This is a genomic window from Geodermatophilus sp. URMC 60 (assembly GCF_053502585.1).
Window position 1 is genome coordinate 3,859,644 of sequence record NZ_CP199958.1, and the last position, 20,868, is coordinate 3,880,511.

At 73.6% G+C, this 20,868-nt stretch carries 19 protein-coding genes; 8 read left to right on the forward strand and 11 right to left on the reverse strand.

What is annotated here, in order from left to right:
* Nucleotides 1–20: 20 nt before the first annotated feature.
* Nucleotides 21–836, reverse strand: a complete 816-nt coding sequence (locus ACWIX3_RS18215) for a 3-oxoacyl-ACP reductase family protein (protein WP_448608752.1) — start codon at nucleotides 834–836, stop codon at nucleotides 21–23.
* Nucleotides 837–1,143: 307 nt separating this feature from the next.
* Here ACWIX3_RS18215 and ACWIX3_RS18220 point away from each other — a divergent pair, with 307 nt between their 5' ends.
* Together ACWIX3_RS18220 and ACWIX3_RS18225 are read left to right on the forward strand one after the other, a co-directional pair.
* Nucleotides 1,144–1,692, forward strand: a complete 549-nt coding sequence (locus ACWIX3_RS18220) for a hypothetical protein (protein ID WP_448608753.1) — start codon at nucleotides 1,144–1,146, stop codon at nucleotides 1,690–1,692.
* Between the two features lie 79 nt (nucleotides 1,693–1,771).
* Nucleotides 1,772–2,812 (forward strand): App1 family protein, encoded by a 1,041-nt coding sequence (locus ACWIX3_RS18225; RefSeq protein ID WP_448608754.1) that lies wholly within the window; start codon nucleotides 1,772–1,774, stop codon nucleotides 2,810–2,812.
* A 9-nt stretch (nucleotides 2,813–2,821) separates the two neighbouring features.
* Here the strand turns inward: ACWIX3_RS18225 and ACWIX3_RS18230 are convergent, their stop codons facing one another.
* The gene (locus ACWIX3_RS18230) at nucleotides 2,822–4,009 is read right to left on the reverse strand and encodes a cytochrome P450 (protein WP_448608755.1); all 1,188 of its coding nucleotides are present in this window, start codon (nucleotides 4,007–4,009) and stop codon (nucleotides 2,822–2,824) included.
* A gap of 412 nt (nucleotides 4,010–4,421) precedes the next feature.
* On the opposite strand from ACWIX3_RS18230, the gene ACWIX3_RS18235 reads away from it, so the two are divergent.
* Complete coding sequence (locus tag ACWIX3_RS18235; RefSeq protein ID WP_448608756.1) at nucleotides 4,422–4,760, forward strand: WhiB family transcriptional regulator; 339 nt, start codon at nucleotides 4,422–4,424, stop codon at nucleotides 4,758–4,760.
* A gap of 274 nt (nucleotides 4,761–5,034) precedes the next feature.
* Nucleotides 5,035–5,373: a hypothetical protein gene (locus ACWIX3_RS18240; RefSeq protein WP_448608757.1), complete on the forward strand. Its 339-nt coding sequence runs from the start codon at nucleotides 5,035–5,037 to the stop codon at nucleotides 5,371–5,373.
* A gap of 384 nt (nucleotides 5,374–5,757) precedes the next feature.
* Here ACWIX3_RS18240 and ACWIX3_RS18245 read toward each other — a convergent pair whose 3' ends face one another.
* Together ACWIX3_RS18245 and ACWIX3_RS18250 are read right to left on the reverse strand one after the other, a co-directional pair.
* Entirely contained in the window at nucleotides 5,758–7,017 is a 1,260-nt protein-coding gene (locus ACWIX3_RS18245) for an MFS transporter (RefSeq protein WP_448608758.1), read from the reverse strand.
* A 179-nt stretch (nucleotides 7,018–7,196) separates the two neighbouring features.
* Nucleotides 7,197–8,996 carry an FAD-dependent oxidoreductase gene (locus ACWIX3_RS18250; RefSeq protein WP_448608759.1) on the reverse strand — a complete coding sequence of 600 codons (1,800 nt, stop codon included), beginning with the start codon at nucleotides 8,994–8,996 and terminating at the stop codon, nucleotides 7,197–7,199.
* Nucleotides 8,997–9,273: 277 nt separating this feature from the next.
* Between ACWIX3_RS18250 and ACWIX3_RS18255 the strand changes: the two genes are divergently transcribed.
* The gene (locus tag ACWIX3_RS18255) at nucleotides 9,274–10,110 is read left to right on the forward strand and encodes an IclR family transcriptional regulator domain-containing protein (RefSeq protein WP_448608760.1); all 837 of its coding nucleotides are present in this window, start codon (nucleotides 9,274–9,276) and stop codon (nucleotides 10,108–10,110) included.
* A gap of 13 nt (nucleotides 10,111–10,123) precedes the next feature.
* Here the strand turns inward: ACWIX3_RS18255 and ACWIX3_RS18260 are convergent, their stop codons facing one another.
* From ACWIX3_RS18260 to ACWIX3_RS18285, 6 genes are all read right to left on the reverse strand, one after another.
* Nucleotides 10,124–11,362: a bifunctional 3,4-dihydroxy-2-butanone-4-phosphate synthase/GTP cyclohydrolase II gene (locus ACWIX3_RS18260; protein WP_448608761.1), complete on the reverse strand. Its 1,239-nt coding sequence runs from the start codon at nucleotides 11,360–11,362 to the stop codon at nucleotides 10,124–10,126.
* Nucleotides 11,359–11,859 (reverse strand): flavin reductase family protein, encoded by a 501-nt coding sequence (locus ACWIX3_RS18265; protein ID WP_448608762.1) that lies wholly within the window; start codon nucleotides 11,857–11,859, stop codon nucleotides 11,359–11,361. The genes ACWIX3_RS18260 and ACWIX3_RS18265 overlap by 4 nt, the downstream gene beginning before the upstream one ends.
* Nucleotides 11,856–12,461 carry a VOC family protein gene (locus ACWIX3_RS18270; RefSeq protein ID WP_448608763.1) on the reverse strand — a complete coding sequence of 202 codons (606 nt, stop codon included), beginning with the start codon at nucleotides 12,459–12,461 and terminating at the stop codon, nucleotides 11,856–11,858. Before ACWIX3_RS18270 ends, ACWIX3_RS18265 begins: the two co-directional genes overlap by 4 nt.
* A gap of 51 nt (nucleotides 12,462–12,512) precedes the next feature.
* The gene (locus ACWIX3_RS18275) at nucleotides 12,513–13,520 is read right to left on the reverse strand and encodes an ABC transporter permease (RefSeq protein ID WP_448608764.1); all 1,008 of its coding nucleotides are present in this window, start codon (nucleotides 13,518–13,520) and stop codon (nucleotides 12,513–12,515) included.
* A complete protein-coding gene (locus ACWIX3_RS18280; protein ID WP_448608765.1) occupies nucleotides 13,517–15,142 on the reverse strand; it encodes a sugar ABC transporter ATP-binding protein in 1,626 nt (541 codons plus the stop codon). Before ACWIX3_RS18280 ends, ACWIX3_RS18275 begins: the two co-directional genes overlap by 4 nt.
* Nucleotides 15,143–15,246: 104 nt before the next feature.
* On the reverse strand, nucleotides 15,247–16,575 hold the full coding sequence (locus tag ACWIX3_RS18285) for a sugar ABC transporter substrate-binding protein (protein WP_448608766.1): 1,329 nt from the start codon (nucleotides 16,573–16,575) through the stop codon (nucleotides 15,247–15,249).
* 164 nt (nucleotides 16,576–16,739) lie between these two features.
* Here ACWIX3_RS18285 and ACWIX3_RS18290 point away from each other — a divergent pair, with 164 nt between their 5' ends.
* The 3 genes from ACWIX3_RS18290 to ACWIX3_RS18300 are packed head-to-tail and all read left to right on the forward strand — an operon-like array spanning nucleotide 16,740 to nucleotide 19,416.
* Nucleotides 16,740–17,546, forward strand: a complete 807-nt coding sequence (locus ACWIX3_RS18290) for an alpha/beta fold hydrolase (protein WP_448608767.1) — start codon at nucleotides 16,740–16,742, stop codon at nucleotides 17,544–17,546.
* Entirely contained in the window at nucleotides 17,543–18,598 is a 1,056-nt protein-coding gene (locus ACWIX3_RS18295; RefSeq protein WP_448608768.1) for a zinc-binding dehydrogenase, read from the forward strand. Before ACWIX3_RS18290 ends, ACWIX3_RS18295 begins: the two co-directional genes overlap by 4 nt.
* Nucleotides 18,595–19,416 carry an SDR family NAD(P)-dependent oxidoreductase gene (locus tag ACWIX3_RS18300; protein ID WP_448608769.1) on the forward strand — a complete coding sequence of 274 codons (822 nt, stop codon included), beginning with the start codon at nucleotides 18,595–18,597 and terminating at the stop codon, nucleotides 19,414–19,416. Before ACWIX3_RS18295 ends, ACWIX3_RS18300 begins: the two co-directional genes overlap by 4 nt.
* 145 nt (nucleotides 19,417–19,561) lie before the next feature.
* Here ACWIX3_RS18300 and ACWIX3_RS18305 read toward each other — a convergent pair whose 3' ends face one another.
* Complete coding sequence (locus ACWIX3_RS18305; protein WP_448608770.1) at nucleotides 19,562–20,755, reverse strand: acyl-CoA dehydrogenase family protein; 1,194 nt, start codon at nucleotides 20,753–20,755, stop codon at nucleotides 19,562–19,564.
* Nucleotides 20,756–20,868 lie beyond the last annotated feature (113 nt).

The window sequence follows — 20,868 nt, forward strand, 5'->3', positions numbered from 1 at the left end:
GGTCGGAACGGGGCCTGCGGCTACATGTCCAGCCCGCCGTTGACCCCCCAGACCTGGCCGGTGATGTAGCCGGAGGCGTCGGCGGCGAGGAAGTGCACGACGCGGGCGACCTCCTCCGGCTCGCCCAGCCGGCCGAGCGGGATCTTGCCCTTGAGATTGTCGAGCACCTTCTCGGGGACGCTCTCGAGCATCTCGGTGGCGGTGTAGCCGGGCGTCACGGCGTTGACCGTGATGCCAAGGCCGTCGGCCTTGCCCGAGCGCTGCACCTGCATCGCCGCCTCCCGGGCCAACGTCTTGGTCAGGCCCAGCAGCCCGGCCTTGGCCGAGGAGTAGTTGGACTGGCCGATGCCGCCCATCTCCCCGATGACCGAGGAGATCATCACGATGCGCCCGCTGCCGCGTTCGAGCATGTGCTTGAGCGCGGCCTGCGACAGGTAGAAGGCGCCGGATAGGTTGACGTCGATGACCCGGCGCCAGTCGTCGTCGGTCATCTTCAGGACGGTCCGGTCGACGGTGATACCGGCGTTGTTCACCAGGATGTCGAGCCGGCCGTGGCGCTCGATCACCTCGTCGATGGTGCGGCGGCAGTCCTCCGGGTTGGCGATGTCGCCGCGGTGCACGCTCATGTTGCTGTCCGGGTAGGCCCCGGCGAAGTCCTGGGCGAACATCTCCGCCCGCTCGGTGTTGCCGCTGTAGCCGGCCGCGACGTCGGCACCCTGGGCGGCCATGCTGCGGCAGATCGCCGCGCCGATCCCCCGGGTACCTCCGGTCACGAACGCCACCCGGCCGGAGAGCTTGTCGCCCGTCCTGCTGGTGCGTGCCTGGGTCGCTGTCACCGGCTCCTCCATGGGGCTGGGGCGCGTGCGCCTCGTTCCTGGGCCGGAGTCGGCCGGCGAGTGACGCCGACGACTCCAGCAGCGGGTACGGGCAGCATGGTGCCGAGCGGGCGGCACGGCAAGACAGGGCACGGCTCCCTCCCCCGACGACACGGCGCGCCGTGCCGTCGCCGCCGTCCTCGGGCGTGTCCGACACGCGCGGTCGCCGACGCGCGGGGTCCCACCCCGACCCGGGGCGTCCGGTCGTGGCCGTCCGGGAGGGACGGGAGAGTGGCCCGCGCTCCCGCCCCCGACGGACAGGAACGGCATGAGGACTCGAACCCGCCGCACCGTGACCACCACCGCCGCGGGCTTGACCGGCCTGTGCGCCGCCGTCCTGGTGCCTACGGTCGCCGCCCCGGAGGCCGCCGCCCACCCCGGCCCCGAGCCGCACGGCTGGGTGGAGACGGCGTGGCTCACCGGGTACAGCCTGGAGGACAACTCGCCCGCCGGGACCCGTACCACGTCCTCCGGCCGCAGGGCCGGCGGCAGCGGGACGTACGACGACCCCATCACGCTCGCGGTGGGCTACGCGTACGGCGACGAGTTCCCGGTCGGGACGGTCTTCTACGTGCCGCTGGTCCGCGCGTACTTCGTGGTGGAGGACCGCTGCGGCGGCTGCTCGGACGCGACCGACGAGGGTGAGTACACCGTCGACCTGTGGGTCGGCAGCGACCCGGACGCGTCCTGCATGTACGCGATCACCGGGCCGCACACCGTCGTCCGCGACGCCGGTCCGGGCTGGGCCGTGGAGTACCGGCCGTACGAGCTCGGCTCGGACTGCAGCCTCTTCGGGGAGACGCCGAGGGCGGCCTGACGCGGGTGCGCGGGTCGCGTCCGCCTGCGGCCCCGCGGTCCGGTCAGTACGGTCGGCGCACGTCCCGAGGGAGGTGGCCGTGCCCGACCAGCGCACACTCCCCGCCGGCTGGTCGCGGCGGGCCCTCGCGGCGGCCAACCGGGCCCAGACCGCTCTGGACCGGGTGCTCTCGGCCCGGGCCCGTGCCCGGGGCTGGACGACCGCCGCGCTCGGCTACCCCGGCTACGCCGCGGGGGGCCGGGCCCGGGTGCGCGGGCGGTTGCTGCTGGCCCCGCCGGGCACCGACCCGAACGCCCGCCTCGACATCCCCGGGTGGCGCCGGCTGCTGACCCTCGAGCAGCCGCACGGGGAGATCGACGTGAGCCTGGACGGGGCGCGGGTCCGGGCCAACGCCGACGAGGCCGGCCTGATCGACCTCGTCGTCCCCGCGGAGCTCCCACCCGGGCGGGCGGCGGCGCTGCTGCACCCGGAGGGCCGCCCGCCGGTGCCCGCACCGCTGCACGTCGCCGCCCCGGACGCGACGGGCGGTGTCGTGTGCGACATCGACGACACCGTGTGGATCACCGGCATCCGGCACCCCTTGCGCGCCGCCTGGCGCACCTTCGCGGGCAACGGCTCGACCCGCCGTCCGGTGGCCGGCATGGCGGCGCTGCTGACCCGGCTCGTCGAGGGGGGACCGCACGCGCCGGTCGTCTACGTGAGCAACGGGCCGTGGAACCTGGCCGGCCCGATCACGCACTTCCTCGAGCGGCACGGCTTCCCGGCCGGTGCCCTGCTGCTCACCGACTGGGGCATCAGCCCGCGCGCCTGGTTCCGCAGCGGCCAGGCGCACAAGCGGGGGGCGCTGGAGCGGCTGGCCGCCGACCTGCCCGGCGTGCGGTGGGTGCTGGTCGGGGACGACGGTGAGCACGACCCGGAGATCTACCGCGACTTCGCCCGGTCGCACCCGGAGCACGTCGCCGCGATCGCGCTGCGCACCGTCGCCCCGATCGGCACGGAGGCGCCGGAGGACGAGAGCCGGGTCGGGGCCGTCCCCGTCGTCCGCGCCGGAGACGGCCGGGCGCTCGCCGCCCTGCTCGACCGCGCCGGCCTGCTCGCCCCGTCCGGCGCCGGGGGGTAGAGGGCTGCGTCAGGCGGGGCGGACCTCCAGCGGCAGCCGCGAGACGGCGACCATCGTCCACGGGTTGCGGTGCTCGACCGGCTCGTCGGCGGCGACCTCGATGTCGCGGTACCGCTCGAGCAGGATGCGCAGCGCGACCCGCGCCTCCAGCCGGGCCAGCGGCGCGCCGAGGCAGAAGTGGACGCCGTGCCCGAAGGTCAGGTGCGGGTTGGGGCGGCGGTGGAGGTCGAACCGCTGCGGCTCGGCGAAGACCCGCGCGTCCCGGTTGGCCGCGGCCAGCCAGGGCAGCACCACCTGCCCGGCCGGGATGCGCACACCGCCCACCGAGGCGTCGGCCGTGGTCATCCGGGCCAGGCGCGGGAACGGCGTCCGCAGCCGCAGCACCTCCTCGATGGCGGCGGGGAGCAGGGCCGGGTCGGCCCGGACCGCGGCTGCGGCGTCCGGCGCGTCGGAGAAGGCCATGACGGCGTTGCCCAGCGTCGCCGTGGTGGTGATGTGGCCGGCGATGAGCAGCAGGCCGACGAAGCCGACGATCTCCTCGTAGGCCAGCCGCTCGCCGTCCACCTCTGCCTGCACCAGCCGGCTGGTCAGGTCCTTGCCCGGGTGCAGCCGCCGGGACCGGATGTGGGCGAGGAAGTACTCGTTCATCTCCCGGACGACGGGAGCGACGGCGGTCATCGCCTGCTCGCCGGCCTCGATGAGGGCCTGGTCGGGGTCGATGTCCTGGCCGAGCAGGACGTCGGCCCACCGGCGGAACAGCGCCTGGTCCGAGGTCGGGACGCCGAGCAGCTCGGCGATCACGATGACCGGCAGCGGGTAGGCCAGCGCGTCGACCAGGTCGAAGCGCTCCCCCGCGTCGTCGAGCAGCCCGGTGGTCAGCGCGGCGATCCGCGGCTCGAGGTCGGCCACGACGCGCGGGGTGAACGCCTGGCTGACCAGGGAGCGCAGCGTCCGGTGCCGGGGCGGGTCCATCCGGACGAGGTTGCCCCGCTGGAACAGCGCGAAGTCGTCCTGGGCGGGCTGCAGCGAGGTGAGGTCGGAGGAGAACACCGCCGGATCGGAGAGGACGGCGCCCGCCTCCGGGTGGCCGAGGACGTGCCAGCACTGCTGGTGCTCGTCGAAGTGAACCTGACCCTGCTCCCGGCCGGCCTCCAGCCAGGCCAGGAACTCGTCGAACGTGGGCCGGGTGGTCGTCATGCGGGTCACCTCCGGGGAGAGGCCCGACGGTCCTCCCCTTCCGCACCGACCACCAGGGACGACCGGCACTGGTGCGGGGCGCCGGGTGCCAGCGCCACGACGAGTGGCCGGCGTTTCGCCCGGCCGGCGGACAGGACCGAGGGCCGGGGAGCCGGCTCGGTCGTGACGGTGCCTCCGGGCGGGGCGGCGCGGCGGGCGGACGGCGCGGCGGGCGGGAGCCGGTGGTGGGTGTACCGCGGACGACGCGCCGGGCGGCGGGGGCACCCACAGATGCCGCCAGAACCGGCGGCCGCTTTCGTCCGGTTTCTGCCAGTGCGTCCGGGGACCCGGTGTCCGTAACGTCACGGAAAGCAACGAGGCCGTACCGGTCCGTCACCCGAGATCCGACTCCCCCTTCCTCGAGGAGCCCGCCGTGTCCACGTCCGCACACCCCCACCTGTCCCTCGTCCCCGGCTGGGCCGACGCCCCGGCCCCCGCGCACGACGCCTCGCCGTGGACGGACCCGTCCCCCGTGGGCGACGCGTCCTGGCGGCTCTCGGCGCTGTGCGCGGAGACCGACCCGGAGGCGTTCTTCCCGGAGAAGGGCGGCTCCACCCGCGAGGCCAAGCGGGTGTGCACCGGCTGCACCGTGCGGGCCGAGTGCCTGGAGTTCGCGCTGGCCAACGACGAGCGCTTCGGCATCTGGGGTGGCCTGTCCGAGCGCGAGCGGCGCCGGCTGCGCCTGCAGCAGCGCACCCACCTCAGCGCCTGACCACCCGGGTCCTCATCGACGCGACGGACCCCACCGGACGACGCGGGGATCCTCGTCCGTCACGACCCCCGCAACGCGTCAGGGCGGCGCCCCGGGGCCGGTCGGGACGGTGGCGACGCCGGGCGCGTAGCGTGATGCCGGCGAGCCCGCTCGGTGCTCGCACCATCGACTCCCGCCCGGTGGCAGCGCGACGCGCGCCCGGGCCGCTGGCGCCGACCGGCGCCTCCCGCCGCGGAAAGGCCCCGGCCCCCGCCCGTCCCAGTCAGGACACTGCATGAGCGCACCCGCTCTGACCTTCCTCGCTCCCCCGCCCACGGGGTACGACCCCGACGCCGACGCCCCGGACGTCGAGCCCCGCACCTCCCCGACCCGCCTGGCGGGAGGCTCACCCCGGGACCGGCAGGCCCCGGCACTGCGGATGACCCGCGGAGCCCGGGAGGCCGCGACCGGCATGGGGATCGCCGATGCCGACGTCCAGCGCTGCCTCGACGCGCCCGACGACGTCTCGCCGCACCCCGACGCCCCGACGCGGACCCGCTTCCGCCGCGCCTCGCTGGTCGTCCTCGTGGGTGCCGACGGGATGGTCCTACGCGTCAGCCGCCGCAACCGCTGACCGACGCCTGGCGCGGCGTCGGACGAGGCGTCGGGCAACGGGGGTAGCGTCGCCCAGGAGACGAGGAGGCACCATCGCCCCACACCGTGGACGCTGCGCCGAAGCCCACCTCGGATGCCCGTGCCGAGGCGACGAGACGATCCACGAACAACGGTCCCGCGAGATCACCGAGGCCCGCAGCCGATCCGGCGAACCCGTCGACTGCCCGGAGTGCGGGTCGCCGACGACGCCGCTGGCCATCGTCTCGTGGGGCAACTGCCGGGCCTGCCGCACGGCACACTCCCGACTCGTCGACCCGCTCCGCTGGTGAGCGCGCCGCTCCCCGGCCGGCGAGGGACGCGCCGCCGGCCCGGCCTCGACGGACCGGGCCGGCGACCGGAGAGCTCAGGAGCGCCGGACCCGCGGCGGTAGGACCATCCGCCGGACGTCGACCAGGGCCAGCGCGACCAGCCCGACGACCGGCAGCAGGGTCAGCTGCAGGAGGGCCGCTCCGTCCCACCCGAGGCCGGCGACCAGCCGGGAGAACAGCAGGCCGGAGAAGGCTGCCGCGACGTAGTACGTGAGCATGAACAGACCGGCTCCGCGCCCGACGTGCTCAGGGCGCACGGCACGCTGCAGAGCCGTCGTGCAGTTGGTGAAGAGCACGCCGCTGGCGAAGGCGCCCATGAGGAAGGCCAGCACGTAGTGCGCCCCCACCGCATCGGTGAAGCGGTACGCCATCAGCGCCGTGAGCGACGAGCCGATGAACCCGACGGCCAGCAGCAGGCGCTGGTCGTAGCGGTCGGCCAGCCAGCCCACGGGCAGCGCGACCATGGCCCCGAAGCCGACGAGGGACGCCGCGAGCGCCGCCTGCGCCGGGTCGAAGCCGAGCTGCTCCCGGAGGAACGTCGGGTACAGGCCGAGGAAGCCGTAGAAGACCAGCCCGGAGACCGCCGACGCGATCCCGAGGCCGAGGGTGGCGCGGTTGTAGGGGCTGGCGGGCACGTGGTCGTAGGCGCCGGGGTTCGCGGAGCCGGCGGCTCCCGCCACCGCCTCGCTCATGGTGCGCGGCACGGTGACCAGCAGGACGAGGGCCATGACCAGCCCGGCGAGGCCGAAGACGAAGAACGGGGCACGCCAGCTGTCGGCGGCCGAGGCGAAGGCCTGGCCGACGAGCGGTCCCAGGAAAACGCCGAGCCCGAAGGCGACACCGATGAACCCGGCGGCCACCGCACGGCGGTGGAAGTAGTAGGCGCCGATGATCGCGTAGATCGCCGTGGCCTGGACACCCTCACCGACGCCGGACAGCAGCCGGTACGCCGCCATGTCGGCGAAGCCGGAGGCGAACGGGATGAGCACCGTCCCCAGCGAGTACACCACGACGCTGACGATCACGATCGACTTGCGGGACAGCCGGTCCAGCAGGTAGCCGGCGGGGAGGCCGGTGAGCGCGAGACCCAGCGTGAAGCCGGTCGCCAGCAACCCGGACTGGTCCAGGGAGAACCCGAAGTCCTCCCGGATCTCCGGCAGCAGGGGGTAGAACACCTGCCGGTCCATCGCGTTCAGCATGTAGGACAGGCAGAGGACGGCGAAGCCGATGGCCACGGAGGCCGTGGTCGCCCGCGCGGCGCTGGTGCCGGGCGCGGGACGGGTGGACTGGGACACGAGGGCTCCTGGGCGACTCGCACTCGTCCGCTCTACGGACGAGTGTCCGGATTGCTGACCCATGGTCGGCACGCCGTGCGCGGGTGTCAAGCGCCACACCGAGCCGGAGGTCCCCCCACCGTTCGCCCGCCCCGTCGGTGGGGTCCTGCACTGGCGAGCAGGACCCCACCGACCGGGACTCAGCCGGCCGCGCGGCCGAGGACGGCGGTCAGCGCGTCGCGGAGCCAGCCGTGGGCGTCGTCCGGCGAGGCCGGCGAGGACAGGTGCCGCGCCGCGACGTACATGTCGGGACGCACCAGCAGCACGCCGCCGTCCTCGATCTCCCGCAGCTCGGCCCAGGTCCCGTACGGGTCCTCGAACTCCTGCCCCGGCCCGATCGAGACCGGGGTGATCGTCAGTCCGAGCTCCTCGCCGAGCACCCGCGCCGCACCCAGCCAGGCCTCCCCACCGATGCCGGTGACGACGCTGAAGCGGCCGCGCCCCACCAGGTCGAGGGTGGACACCCTGCGGCCGCCCCTGGTGACCCACGTGTGCGGGATCTTGGCCCCGGGCCACGTCGTGGGCTGCGCGAACAGCTCCGGGTCGCGCCGGTACTCGGGCATCGGCGTCCCGTCGGAGACGACCGCCGAGGAGGCGTACCGCTGGTTGTGCTCGACGCCGTGGGCGTCGAACTCGTACGCCTTGTAGGCGATCGCCTCGCGGAGCGCGGCGCGCACCTTCTCGCCCTCCGGGCCCGGCGCCTTCCGCAGCGCCAGCTGGGCCTCGAGCTTCTCGACGTCCGTGGTGTCGGACAGGTCGAGCGCGCTGATGATCTTCCCGGTGTCCGCGATGCTCTGGTTGGCCCGTTCGACGATCTGGCGCGCGACGGGCGCCCGCTCGGCGTCGTAGGACTCCAGGAGCGCCGGGGACGCCACCCCGGAGACGACGTGCGCGAGCTTCCAGGCCAGGTTGTAGGCGTCCTGGATCGAGGTGTTGGACCCCAGCCCGTTCGTCGGCGGGTGCCGGTGGATCGCGTCGCCGGCGCAGAACACCCGGCCCTTGGCGATCGTCGTGGCGAAGTGGTGGTTGACCGTCCACGGCGAGCGCGACTTCACCCGCATCTCGAAGTCGTCGGTCCCGACGAGCTTGACCGCCAGCTCCCGGACGACCTCGTCGGTGAGCTCGGGCGGCCCCGCGGCCACCTCGTAGCCCCACATGAGCATCCACTCGTCCCAGGGCTTGATCATGCGCAGCACGCCCAGGCCCACGCCCTCGCGCTCGGCCCCCGGCTGGAGCATCCAGTAGAGGACGGCGGGCCGGTGCGCGACGAACCGCGAGAGGTCGGCCTCGAAGACGATGCTCAGCGCACCGGCGACGGCACCGGGGCCCTCGTACGGCAGGTCCAGGTCGGCGGCCACCGTGCTGCGGGCGCCGTCGGCCCCGATGAGGTACTTCGACCGGATGGTGTACTCGGCACCGGTGAGCCGGTCGCGGACGGTGGTGCTGACCCCCTCGTCGTCCTGGACGTGCGTGAGGTACTCCGTGTCGAACCGCACCTGCGCCCCGCGTTCCTGCGCGGCCTGGACCATGATCGGCTCGGTGATCGTCTGCGGCGCGTCCAGCATGGTGCACGGGCTCTGCAGCTCGTAGTCGGCGTGCCGGACGGTGTCGGTGCCCCACGAGGGGATCCGGCCCAGCTCCTCGCCGGCCAGGCTGGTGCAGAAGGTCGTGTTCCCCATGAACTCCCAGGGGGTGGCCTCGCGCATGAGGCGCTCCTCGACGCCCATGTCGCGCATCGCCTCCATCGTGCGCTGATTGGTGATGTGCGCACGCGGGGTGTCGGACAACCGGCCGTACTTCGTGACCAGGAGCGTCGACGTGCCGTAGGTCGCGAGGAAGAGAGCCGCCGACGCGCCTGCCGGCCCGGAGCCCACCACCAGCACGTCGGTGGTGACCGCGCGTGCGGCGGGTGAGGTCGTGGCCGTGGTCGGAACTGTCATCGACGTCCTCTCAGGAGACTGGTGCGGACAGTTGTCCGCACACTGTTGGTCATTGGATGGACCCGCGGGCCACTGTGTCAAGGGCCACACCGGCACGGCGGGGCGGGTCGGCGGGAGCCCGTGCCGGCGACCACGCACGGAGCGTGCAGCACCTCCGCCGAGTGGCTCGGCGCCGCGAGGGGAGGGTGGCGGCGGGCCACGGATACGATCCCCCGCACGGCTCCCGCGTCCCGTCGTCGGACGCCGGAGCGACGCACGCGGTGGACGGGAGCGGTCGATGGCGGGACGTGGAGCCGGTCCGGACTTCGTCGAGGCGCTCGCGCGCGGCCTCGACATCCTGACCGGTTTCGGCGCCGACCACCGCACCATGACGTTGAGCGAGGCGGCGGCCGCTGCCGGACTCGCCCGCCCGACCGCCCGGCGACTGCTGCTCACCCTGGAGGAACTGGGCTTCGTCCGCTCCGCGGGTGGGACCTTCCAGCTCACCCCCAAGGTGCTCACCCTGGGGACGGCCTACGTCGGCGCGCTGAACCTCTGGGACATGGCCGAACCCCACCTCAAGGCACTGGTGGCGCGCACCGGCGAGTCCTCCTCGATGTCGCAGCTGGACGGCTCGGACATCACCTACGTGGCCCGCGTGGCGGTCCCCAAGCTCATCACCCTGCGCGTCGACATCGGCACGCGGTTCCCGGCCGCCCTCACCTCCCAGGGCAAGGTGCTGCTGGCCGCCCTCGAACCGGACCGGGTCGAAGCGGTGCTGGCCCAGCCCAGCCGCTCCGGGCTCCCCCGCTCCGTCGACCCACCGCTCGAGCAGCTCCAGGCGGAGCTCGAAGAGGTGCGTGCCCGCGGCTGGGCACTGGCCGACGAGGAGCTGGCCCCCGGCGTCCGCTCCGTCGCGGTTCCCGTGCGGGACCGGACGGGCTCCGTGCGGGCAGCCATGAACGTGACCGTGCACGCCGCGGAGACCTCGACCGAGCGGCTGGTCCACGACCACCTCCCCCTCCTGCTGCAGACCGCCGCCGACATCAGCGCCGACTGGGCGCTGTGGCAGTCGCGGCCACACGTCGTGCTCCCCCGTGGCGGCGAGGCCGGGTCCGACGCCGGCAGCGCCTGACCCGGCTCGCCGGTCAGCCGCCGACCGCCGGCGAGGGCAGGTGGCCCATCCGCTCGCGCTTGGTGCGCAGGTACCGCACGTTGTGGGGCGTGACGACCGATGGCAGCGCCACCCGTTCCACGATGGTCAGGCCGTAGCCGTCCAGACCGCCGTACTTGGCCGGGTTGTTGGTGATCAGCCGCAGCCGGTTGACCCCGAGGTCGCCGAGGATCTGCGCGCCGATCCCGTAACTGCGCGAGTCGGCCGGCAGCCCCTGGGCGGTGTTGGCGTCCACCGTGTCCAGCCCCTGCTCCTGCAGGGCGTAGGCGCGGATCTTGTGACCGAGGCCGATGCCGCGCCCCTCGTGGCCGCGGAGGTAGACCACGGCCCCGACGCCCTCCTCGGCGATCGCCCGCAGGGCCTGCTCGAGCTGGCCTCCGCAGTCGCAGCGCAGTGAACCGAGGATGTCGCCGGTCAGGCACTCCGAGTGGACCCGGACCAGCGCTCCGGCCGCCGACCGCCCCGCGGCGGCGACGTCCCCCATGACCAGGGCCAGGTGTTCGGTCCCGTCGACGGTGTTCCGGTAGGCCATCGCACGGAAGTCCCCGAACTCGGTCGGCATCCGCGAGCCGGCGACCAGCTCCACGAGCTGCTCGGTCGCCCGGCGGTACCGGACGAGGTCGGCGATGGCCAGGACGGGCAGCCCGTGCTCCTCGGCGAACCGGGTGAGCGACTCGCCCCGGCGCATCGAGCCGTCCTCGTCGACGATCTCGCCGATCACGCCGACACCGGACGCCCCGGCCATCGTGGTCAGGTCCACGGCCGCCTCGGTGTGCCCGGCGCGCACGAGGACGCCGCCGGCGCGCGCCCGCAACGGGAAGACGTGGCCGGGCCGCCGCAACCGGTCGGGCGTGGTCGTGTCCTCGGCCAGGGCCCGGACCGTGCGGGCGCGGTCGGCTGCCGACACACCCGTCCCGGTGTCGACGTGGTCGACGCTCACCGTGAAGGCGGTCCCGTGCGAGTCACCGTTCTCGGTGACCATCTGCGGCAGCTGGAGCTCCTCCGTGCGGGCCGCGGGCATCGGGGCACAGACGATGCCGGTGGTGTGCCGGACGAGGAAGGCCATCTGCTCGTCGGTGACCAGCTCGGCGGCCACGACGAGGTCGCCCTCGTCCTCCCGCTCCTCGTCGTCGACGACGACGACCATCCGCCCTGCGGCGATCGCAGCGACCGCCCGCTGGACCGACTCCGCCGGCGTGCGGTGGGCCGTCACTCCTGCTCCAGGGCGGCGTGGGTGCCGAAGACGCGACCGTGGTAGGTCAGCGGCTGCCCCTCCGTGGTCTCGGCGGCGACCACCAGGCCGAGGGCCACGACGTGGTCACCGCCGTCCACGAGGGTCTCGACCTCGCACGCCAGCCAGCCCGGGGCGCCGGGCAGCCGGGGCAGGTCGTGGTCGATCTCCCAGCGGACGCCGTTGAACTTGCCCGTCCCGCCCTTGCGCGCGAAGGCCAGCGCGATCGAGGACTGGTGGGCGCCGAGCACGTTGACGCCGAAGCGCCGGGACTCGCGCACCATGGCGAGCAGGTCGGAGCTCCGGTCGAGCGACACCAGCACCATCGGCGGCGTCATCGACAGGGAGGCGAAGGCGCTCACGGTGGTGCCGTGCGGCAGCCCGTCCCCCATGCTCGTGATGACCGAGACGGGAGTGGGCACCCCCGCCATCACCTCGCGGAAGCGGGCCTGCAGGTCGGGGTCGACGGACATGGTCATCGGAGTGCGTCCTCCTGGGGAGCGGGCACGGGGCCGGACGGGACGGAGGGGTCGGTCACTGGAGAGGCGAAGGGGCGGATCGGATCGCTGCCGTCCCAGGCCAGGGAGGCACGCCAGAAGGCGGTGAAGGTCTCGTCCATCCCGGGCCCGTACTCGATGAGCTCGATCATCCCGGGCAGCGCGGTTCCGCCGTCCAGGTAGGCCACCTCGCCGCCGGTCGGCACGCCGGCCCGGAAGGCCAGCGTGTGGCCCCGGGACTCGAGGTCGGCGATCGCCGTGTCGACGTCGTCGGTGACCACGCCGAAGTGGTGGAAGCCGTAGCCCCGCTGGTCCACCGTCTCCCGGTGGACCGACGGGTGGTCGTCCTTGGGCTGGATGAGCTCGATCTGCATGTGTCCGGCGAAGCCCATCGCGATCGCCACGTCCGCGCGGCTCGGCTGCCCCCGGTACACCGGGTCCACCCCGGTGAACGAGTCGAGCAGGAACCACGGGCCCACCCGCAGCACGGTGGTCCAGTGCGCCATGGCCGCCCTGATGTCCTCGACGACGTACGCCAGCTGGATGATGCCGTCGCGCGGCTGGCCGAAGCCCAGTTCCGTCATCTCCCCCTCCGATCGAGCACGTGGCCGGGCGGCCGGTCGCCCGGCTCCCGGTCAGTTGCGCCGCAGGTACCGCGAGATCGCCACGGCCGCCACGAGCGCGCCGCCGTAGAAGAGCTGCTGGGCCCAGTCCTGCGCACCGAGCAACTGCAGCCCGGCGGTGCCGGTGGCCAGGAACAGCACGGCGACACCGGTGCCCAGCGCGTTGAACCGACCCGGCTGGATGGTCGTGGCGCCGAGGAAGACCGCGGCGTAGGCGGGCAGCAGGAACGTCTCGACCGACGTGGGGCCGGCCGAGCCGGTGGTGCCGACGTAGAGGATCCCGGCCAGCGCGGCGATCACCCCGGCGAGGGTGAAGGCGCCGAAGCGGATCCGGTCGGCGTTGATGCCGCTGAGGACGGCCACATCCCGGGACTGGCCGACGAACAGGTTCCGCACGCCCAGCGGGGTGTGGTTCATGACGTACCAGATGAGGAGCATCACCAGCAGGCAGTAGTAGAACTGCACCGGCACCTGGCCGATCTGGCGCAGGTAGGTCCACATCGACAGGTCGCGGTCGACGCCGACGACCGTCGTGGAGTTCGCGATCCAGAACACCAGGCCGCCGAACAGCGTGCCGGTGCCGAGCGTCATGATGAACGGCTCGGTCTTGAACTTGACCACGAACAGCCCGTTGAACGCCCCGCAGAGGGCACCGGCGGCGACCGCGGCGAGGCACGCCGCGGGCAGCGACACGCCGTGGTCGACGTTGAGGACCGCGACGAGGATCGCCGACAGCCCGCCGATGCTGCCCAGCGACAGGTCGAGGTCCCCGGAGCGGGTCGGCAGCAGCGCGGCCAGCGCCAGCATGAACAGGATCGACTGGGAGCCCAGGATGTTGGCGATGTTCCCCATCGAGAGGAACGTGTCCGGCGCCAGGATCGCGAAGACCACGAACAGCACCGCCCACGCGATGGGCAGGGCCGCCTTCTCGCCCCAGCGGCCGCGGACCCGCCCGCTTCCCTGGGCGACGCTCGGCGCCGGCTGGCTGTCCTTGGTCTCGACGACGTCGGTCGAGCTCATCGTGTCACCTCTTCAACGGTCGGGAGGATGGTGGACTCACTGGTGCTGGCCCCGTAGACGGCGGAGGTGATGGCCTCCGGGGTGATGTCCTGGAGCGGGATCTCGCGGGCCGCGATCCCGCCGCTGACCACGACGACGCGGTCGCAGACGGCGGCCAGCTCGTCGAAGTCGCTCGAGACCCAGACGACGGCCATGCCCGTGCCGGTGGCTCGCTTGATGACCCGGTAGATCTCGGCACGCGCGGCGACGTCGACGCCCTGGGTGGGCTCGTGCAGCAACAGCACCCGCGGGCCGATCTCCAGCCACTTGCCGACGACGACCTTCTGGGCGTTGCCGCCGCTGAGGGTCCCGACGGGCAGGTCGGTGCGGCGCGGCCGGACGTCGAGCGCCTCGGCCCGTTCGTCGGCGGTCCCCCGGAGCCGGCCGTTGTGCAGCCGTCCGCCCTTCTGGAAGCGGCGGACCACCAGCAGCATCATGTTCTCCGCGACCGAGACCGCCGGGGCGATGGCGTCGCGGCGCCGGTCGGCGGGGATCAGTGCGAGGCCCGCGCCGACGGCCGCGCCCGGCTGCTGCCTGGCCGCCGGGACCGTGCGTCCGTCGAGGGTGAGCTCGCCGTCGGTGGCGCGCTTCGCGCCGAAGAGCAGGTAGGGCACCTCCTCGGCGCCGGAGCCCAGCAGCCCGGCCAGCCCGACCACCTCGCCCGGCGCCACGTGCAGGTCGAGCCCGCGCACCTGACCGCCGCGAAGCCCGGTGACGTGCAGGCCCACGCCGGGCGCCCGGTCGAAGGTCCGGGGCGGCTCGCTCGGGGCCTGGCGCCCGCCGTGCGCGTGACCGTGTCCGAACGTGTCGAGCCCGGCGATGGCCGGCCCGACGATCAGCTCGACGACCTGGTCGTCGGTGACGTCGCTCATCGGGACCACGGCGGCGAGCCTGCCGTCGCGCAGGACGGCGGCCCGGTCGGAGATCTCGCGGACGGCCGGCAGGTCGTGGGAGATGAAGACGACGCTGGCGCCGGAGTCCACGATCGTGCGGACGAGGTCGAAGAGGAACTGCACCTCCTCCTCGGGCAGGAAGACGGTCGGCTCGTCCAGCACCAGCACCGAGGACGTGGCGCCGGTGCGCTCGCGGTACTGCTTGAGCTCCTCTGCCGCGCGGGCGATGGCCACCAGGGCCTGCTGGACCGGCGGGAGTTGGTCGACCACCGCGAGCGGGTCGACGTCCACCCCGTAGCTGCGCAGCATCGCGCGGGCCTTGCGCGCCTCGGCCCGCCACCTGATGCGGACCCGGGAGCCGCTGCGCTCGGCGACCCCGCCGAGGAGGTTTTCGAGCACGGTCAGGGGCTTGGCCAGTCCGAGGTCCTGGTGGACGAAGCTGAGTCCCAGGTCGCGGGAGGCACCGGCGTCCAGCGGGAGCGGGATCTCCCGGCCGTCGACGAGCATCCGGGCGCCGGGCTCCGGGTCGTACACCCCCGCCATGACCTTGACCAGCGTCGACTTGCCGCAGCCGTTCTCACCGAGCAGCGCGAGGACCTCACCGCGCTCGACGGTCAGGGTGACGTCCTGGAGGGCCTTGGTCGCCCCGAACGTCTTGGACACGTCGTGCAGCTCGAGGGCGGTGGTCATCCGGGGCTCCCCTGGGTCGGAGCGCGGCGCGGCGGGGCGTCGCTGGGTCGGGACGGGTGCCGGGAGGTCCCGGGCCGGTCGGCCGGGGACCTCCCGTCGTCGACTCAGGTGGCGGGGGCGTCCAGCCAGAGGCCGCGGTAGCCCTGGATGAAGGAGTCGCCGAAGCCGTCGTTCGGCCCGGACAGCTCGTCGACGTTCTCCGGCGTCCACAGCCGGTACGGCGAGTAGGCCTCGGCCGCGGGGATCGGCTCCTGACCGGTGAGGACGCGGAAGAGCTGGTCGGCCCCCGTGTAGGACATCCAGTCGAAGTTCGGCCCCATGTCGGTCCCCATGGGATTGGCCTCGTCGGCCATGAGCTGGACGAAGGTGCGGTCGGCGCCGAAGGCGTAGGTCTTGGCGGGCACGTTCGACGACTGGATGGCCGGCAGCACGAACGGCGTCTGGGCGTCGAAGACGGTGAAGACCGCCCGGATGTCGCGGTTGCCCACCAGCGCCGAGGAGACCGCGCTGGTCAGCTCGGTGGCGTAGTCGGGGATCGGGATGTTGATCGACTCGACCCCGCACGCGTCACCGCAGAGCTCGGCGAACTGGTCCTTGACCGTCTGCTCCATGCCGATGGACGGGGGGTTCTCGTTGGACGTGATGACCAGCGCGTCGATCGGCCGCCCCTCGGACTCGACCAGCGCCTGCGCCACCCCCAGCTCCATGGCCCGGTTGAACTGGCCGTTGGTCTGCGCGGCGATGAGGTCCGACGGCGGTTCGGAGACGTCGGCCAGGTGCATGTCGACGACCGCGATGCCGGCCTGCTCGGCGGCCTCCATCTGCGGGGCTAGGGCGGCCGGGTCGATGCCGCAGACCAGCGCGACGCCGTCGTAGCCCTGGTTGATGGCCAGGTTCATGCCCTGCACCCACGCCTGCGGGCCGCCGTCGTTCTGGAAATAGGTGCTGTCGGTCATCCCGACGCTCTTGGCGAGCTCGACGACCTGGCGCGCCATCCGGTCGCAGCCCTCGAGCTGGCTGCTCACCGGCATCGACAGGATCTTCTTGCCGGCCAGGCCGGCGACGGAGAACGGCTCGCCGGCGGCCTCGAACTGCGGCTGCGCCATGGCCTCCTCGACCTGCGCCTGCAGGTCGCGGAGGACGTCCTCGGAGACGACCGCCTCGGCGCCGCTGTCGGAGCCGCCGCCCTCGTCGGTGGCCGTGGGCGCGCAGGCCACGGTGGCCAGCGTGAGAGCTGCCGCGGCGGCCGGCAGGGTCAGCCGCCGAGTGCGCGGCGAACGGAACAGGCGATGAGCCATGGGGTCGTCCTCTTCGTCGGGGTCGCACAGCTTCGAGGGGATCGCCGCGCACGATCCGCCGGGGCCGCAGGAGCGGACGCGGCCGTGCTGGTGGCGGAACAGTGACAGCGACCACAAGCCCTTGTCAACCGTCATGCGTACACCTGTCCGCAAAGCCGATGAGGGGTACGGCAGCCGTGTTCCAGAACTGCGTTCCCGGCCCCGGAGCCGTGTGGGTCCGTTGACATGGCCACGTGTCTTGCGTCACGGTGACCGTGCGCGGACGACTGTCCGCGCACGCTGACGAGGCAGGAGTTGACGTGACAGTTCCGGGTGCTGGACCGACCCCGACCAGGCTGCCCATGGGCTCCGGGGAGATCAGCCTCCTCCGCCGGGGATCGGGGCGGCCGGTCCTCTTCCTGCACGCCGCCGGCGGGGCGGGCAACTGGGAGCCGTTCCACGAGCGGATGTCCCAGTCGGTCGACCTGATCGCCCCCGACCACCCCGGATTCGGCCGCAGCGACGAGCTCCCCGAGGTCGCCACCATGGCCGACCTCGTCCAGCACTACGTGCGGCTGCTGGACGAGCTGGGCGTCGACCGGCTCGACGTCGTGGGCGCCTCCTTCGGCGGCTGGACCGCCGCGGAGCTGACCAGCACCATCCCGGACCGCGTCGAGCACCTGGTGCTCATGGCGCCGGCGGGCCTGGAGGTGCCCTCGGCTCCGCCGGCCGACCTGTTCGACATGGCCCCGCCGGACCTGGTCCGCGCGCTCTTCTACGACGACGCGCTCGTCGAGGCCGCCCTCTCGGCGCCGCCCACGCCGGAGCAGATCGCGCAGACCGACAAGGACATGGCGGCCTTCGCCCGGTTCGCGCGCGACCCGTACCTGCACAACCCCGAGCTGCCGGCCCGGCTACCGCGCATCACCTGCCCCACGCTGGTCATCGCCGCGGAGATCGACACCATCGTCCCGCGGGAGCACAGCGAGGCGTACGCGAAGGCGATCCCCGGAGCCGAGCTCCGCGACCTGCCGCGCACGCGACACGGCCTGCACCACGAGCGGCCGGACGAGGTCGCCGCCGAGGTCCTCGGGTTCATCCTCGGCCAGGACGCCGCCACCCGATGAGAGCCGCGGTCACGGAGGGCCCGGGCTCCATCAGGCTGGTCGACCGGCCGGAGCCGGGCCCTCCGGGGCCGGGCCAGACCCTGCTGCGGGTCGAGACCGTGGGGATCTGCGGGTCCGACGTGCACCTCTACCGGGCCGACCTCGGCCCGTCACACGACGGCCTGCTCCCCCGCGTGCAGGGCCACGAGTTCTCCGCCGTCGTGGCCGCCCCCGACCCCGCGGGCGGTCCGGCCACCGGGGAGCGGGTGGCGGCGTGGCCGGTCCTGCCCTGCGGCGAGTGCCGCCCGTGCCGGGACGGGCGGGTCAACGTGTGCAGCCGCCTGCGGCTCCTGGGCGTCCACCGCGACGGCGCCCTGCAGGAGTACCTGCTGGTCGACACCGCCTCGCTGGTGGTGACGACCGGGCTCCCCGCCGAGCTGACCGCGCTGGTGGAGCCGGCGTCGGTCGCCGTGCACGCCGTCGCCCGCGGCCGGCTGGCGCCCGGGGAGTGCGTCGTCGTCCTCGGGGCCGGGCCGATCGGGGCGGCCTGCGCACTCGCCGCCCGCGACCGGGGCGCCGACGTGGTCGCCGTCGACACGGTGGCCGCCCGGCGGGACCTGCTGGCAGGCCTCGGCTTCCCCACGGCCGCACCGGACGACCCCGACCTGCCGCAGCTGGTCCGCGACCACGCCGGCCCCGAGGGCCCGCACGTGGTCATCGACACGACCGGCGCGCCCGCCGTCCTGGGCACGGCCGTGGACCTCGTCGGCCACGGCGGCCGGGTGGTGATCGTCGGCATGACCGCGGCCACCGCACCGTTCGGCCCAGGGCCGCTGCCCATCAAGGAACTGGACGTGCTCGGCGTCAGCTGCTGCACCTACGAGGAGTTCGCCGCGGCCGCCGACCTCGTGCGGCGCTCGGCCGGCGCGATCGACGCCCTGGTCAGCCATCTGGTGCCCGTGGCCGGGGTGGCCGAGGCCCTGCAGCTGCTCGAGGACGGCACCGGGGACGCCGTGAAGGTGCTCGTCGACCTCCGCACCCCCGCCGCCTGTCGAGGAGAGGCCCTCGCATGACGACTGCACCCCCCGACCCGCGCCCCCTGCCCGACCGGCTGCGCATGGACGGCCGGCACGTCCTCGTGACGGGGGCCGCCAGCGGGCTGGGCCTGGGCATCGTCGAGGGGCTCCTGGAGTGCGGTGCGTCGGTGACGATGGTCGACGTCGACGCCGCGGAGCTCGAGCGCAGCGCCGGGGGTCTGGCCGGACGCGGCGGGCAGGTCGGCACCCGCGTCTGCGACGTCTCCCGCGCGCAGGACGTGGCGGCGACGGTGGCGGCGGCTGCCGAGGAGTTCGGCGGGCTGCACGCGGCGTTCGCCAACGCCGGCATCGCCGGCGGCCCATCGGTCTCGATGCCCGAGGGGCGCATCTACGACCTGGACTGGGCGGTCTTCGACGGCGCCCTGGCCGTGAACCTCGTGGGGACGCTGGCCACCGTCCGGGCGGCCGCGGAGGTCATGCGAGGCGCCGGCGGCGGCTCGATCGTCGTCACGGTCTCGACGGCGGGGCTGCGGGCCGACGCGATGGTCGGCTACGGCTACAGCGCCTCCAAGGGCGCTCTGGCCAACCTCGTGCGCCAGGCGGCGGTGGACCTGGCCAGGGACGGCATCCGGGTGAACGGCATCGCCCCGGGGCCCTTCCACACGAACATCGGGGGGCGGGGCCCGATCGATCCGCAGGTCGAGCAGGCGTGGGCCGACACGGTGCTGCTGGGCCGCATGGCCGTGCGCCAGGAGCTGCAGGGCATGGCCCTGCTGCTCGCCTCCGACGCGTCGTCGTTCATGACCGGGACCGTCTATCCGGTCGACGGCGGGGCGCTGGCCGGAGCCTTCTGAGTTCCGCGTACCCCACGTCGGAGGGGGCGTCGCCGGTCCTCCGGTGACGCCCCCTCCGACGTGTGCGGCCAGGTTCCGGGGCATCGGCCCCGAGGACGACGGAGGGCCGGACCGGTGATCCCGGTCCGGCCCTCCGGTCAGCGGCTCAGGCCTTGGGCACGAGGTTCATGTAGAGCCACGTGTGCTCCGGGGCCAGGCCCGCCAGGTACTTGCCGCACCCCTCCAGCACGTGGGGGGCCGACGTGACGTGCTGCGTACCGGCGTGCATGTCGCGGAAGTACTGCTGCATCGGCCCGGTGCGCAGTGCTGCGGTGCCCGCGGCCTTGTAGACCTCGACGCTGATGGCCTCGGCCGTCCAGGTGGCGTTGTAGAGCGCGAGCCGCAGCTTGGTGCGCTGCTCCGAGTCCAGCTCGCCACCGTTCTGCAGCGTCTCGGTGGCGTCCCGCCAGACCTCGTTCACGAAGGCACGGGCGGCGTGGTACTTGGCCTCGAGCTCGCCGTACACGGCGAGGAAGCGGGTGCTGTCGGCCATCGATCCGGCACGGCCGGCCTTCGCGCGCACCTGCTCCGCCAGGTCGTCGATCATGCGGCGCGCGACACCCAGCGCCCAGCCGGAGTGGCCGATGAGCGCGAAGTGCATGATGCCGAGCTTGAAGATCCAGCCGCCGCGCAGCGGGGTCTCGACCGGGCCGAGGTGGGTGAACGCCTCGGGCACGAACACGTCCCGGATCTTGTAGTCGATGCTGCCGGTCGCCTTGAGACCCATGACGTCCCAGGTCTCGAGCAGCTCCGCCTTCTCCACCGGGAGGACGAAGATCCGCGGCTCACCGGTCTCCTGGATGATGCCGAGTGTGTGGATCCACTGGGAGTGCTTGATCCCCGAGGCGAAGCTCCAGTCACCCGAGAGCCGGTACCCGTCGCCGTCGGTCACAGCCGTGCCGGGGCGAGTGCCCTGCCCGGCGACGACGGGGAGGCGCTCCCCCGAGAACATCTCCTTGACCGCCTCGTCCTGGAGGTAGGCGCCGCCGGTGCCGATGGCCAGGGAGGCAGCCATGTGCACCCACGCGGTCGACGGGTCGGCCTCCGCCAGGGTCTGCACGATCTCCAGCGAGGACATCGGGTCGCACTCGGCTCCACCGAGCTCCTTGGGCGTCCACATCCCGAACAGCCGCGTCTCGTGCAGCGCGTCGTCGACGGCGTCGGCGAGCCGGCCGGCGGCCTCGTTGGCGGCGGCGTTCTCGCGGACCAGCGACTGGATCTCGCGCGCGGCGGCCACGAGGTCGGCCGGCTCCCGGCTGCCCGAGTGGCCCAGCGCGGTGTCGGGGGCAGTGGTCGTCATGGGGGACTCCTGTTCTCGTGGACCTACGCGTGCGGGTCGGGACCGGATGTCGGCGGAGGGGCAGAGAGCCGGCCGCCGGACTCGCGAGGAGCTCTGTCCGCTGAGCGGACATC

Bases quoted from the DNA above. Each gene is read 5' to 3' on its own strand.
- ACWIX3_RS18270 (WP_448608763.1), bottom strand. From the start codon at position 12,461: ATGACGGAACTGGGCTTCGGCCAGCCGCGCGACGGCATCATCCAGCTG.
- ACWIX3_RS18265 (WP_448608762.1), bottom strand. From the start codon at position 11,859: ATGACCATGTCCGTCGACCCCGACCTGCAGGCCCGCTTCCGCGAGGTG.
- ACWIX3_RS18280 (WP_448608765.1), bottom strand. From the start codon at position 15,142: ATGACCACCGCCCTCGAGCTGCACGACGTGTCCAAGACGTTCGGGGCG.
- ACWIX3_RS18275 (WP_448608764.1), bottom strand. From the start codon at position 13,520: ATGAGCTCGACCGACGTCGTCGAGACCAAGGACAGCCAGCCGGCGCCG.
- ACWIX3_RS18240 (WP_448608757.1), top strand. From the start codon at position 5,035: ATGAGCGCACCCGCTCTGACCTTCCTCGCTCCCCCGCCCACGGGGTAC.
- ACWIX3_RS18300 (WP_448608769.1), top strand. From the start codon at position 18,595: ATGACGACTGCACCCCCCGACCCGCGCCCCCTGCCCGACCGGCTGCGC.
- ACWIX3_RS18230 (WP_448608755.1), bottom strand. From the start codon at position 4,009: ATGACGACCACCCGGCCCACGTTCGACGAGTTCCTGGCCTGGCTGGAG.
- ACWIX3_RS18285 (WP_448608766.1), bottom strand. From the start codon at position 16,575: ATGACGGTTGACAAGGGCTTGTGGTCGCTGTCACTGTTCCGCCACCAG.
- ACWIX3_RS18220 (WP_448608753.1), top strand. From the start codon at position 1,144: ATGAGGACTCGAACCCGCCGCACCGTGACCACCACCGCCGCGGGCTTG.
- ACWIX3_RS18295 (WP_448608768.1), top strand. From the start codon at position 17,543: ATGAGAGCCGCGGTCACGGAGGGCCCGGGCTCCATCAGGCTGGTCGAC.
- ACWIX3_RS18255 (WP_448608760.1), top strand. From the start codon at position 9,274: ATGGCGGGACGTGGAGCCGGTCCGGACTTCGTCGAGGCGCTCGCGCGC.
- ACWIX3_RS18305 (WP_448608770.1), bottom strand. From the start codon at position 20,755: ATGACGACCACTGCCCCCGACACCGCGCTGGGCCACTCGGGCAGCCGG.
- ACWIX3_RS18250 (WP_448608759.1), bottom strand. From the start codon at position 8,996: ATGACAGTTCCGACCACGGCCACGACCTCACCCGCCGCACGCGCGGTC.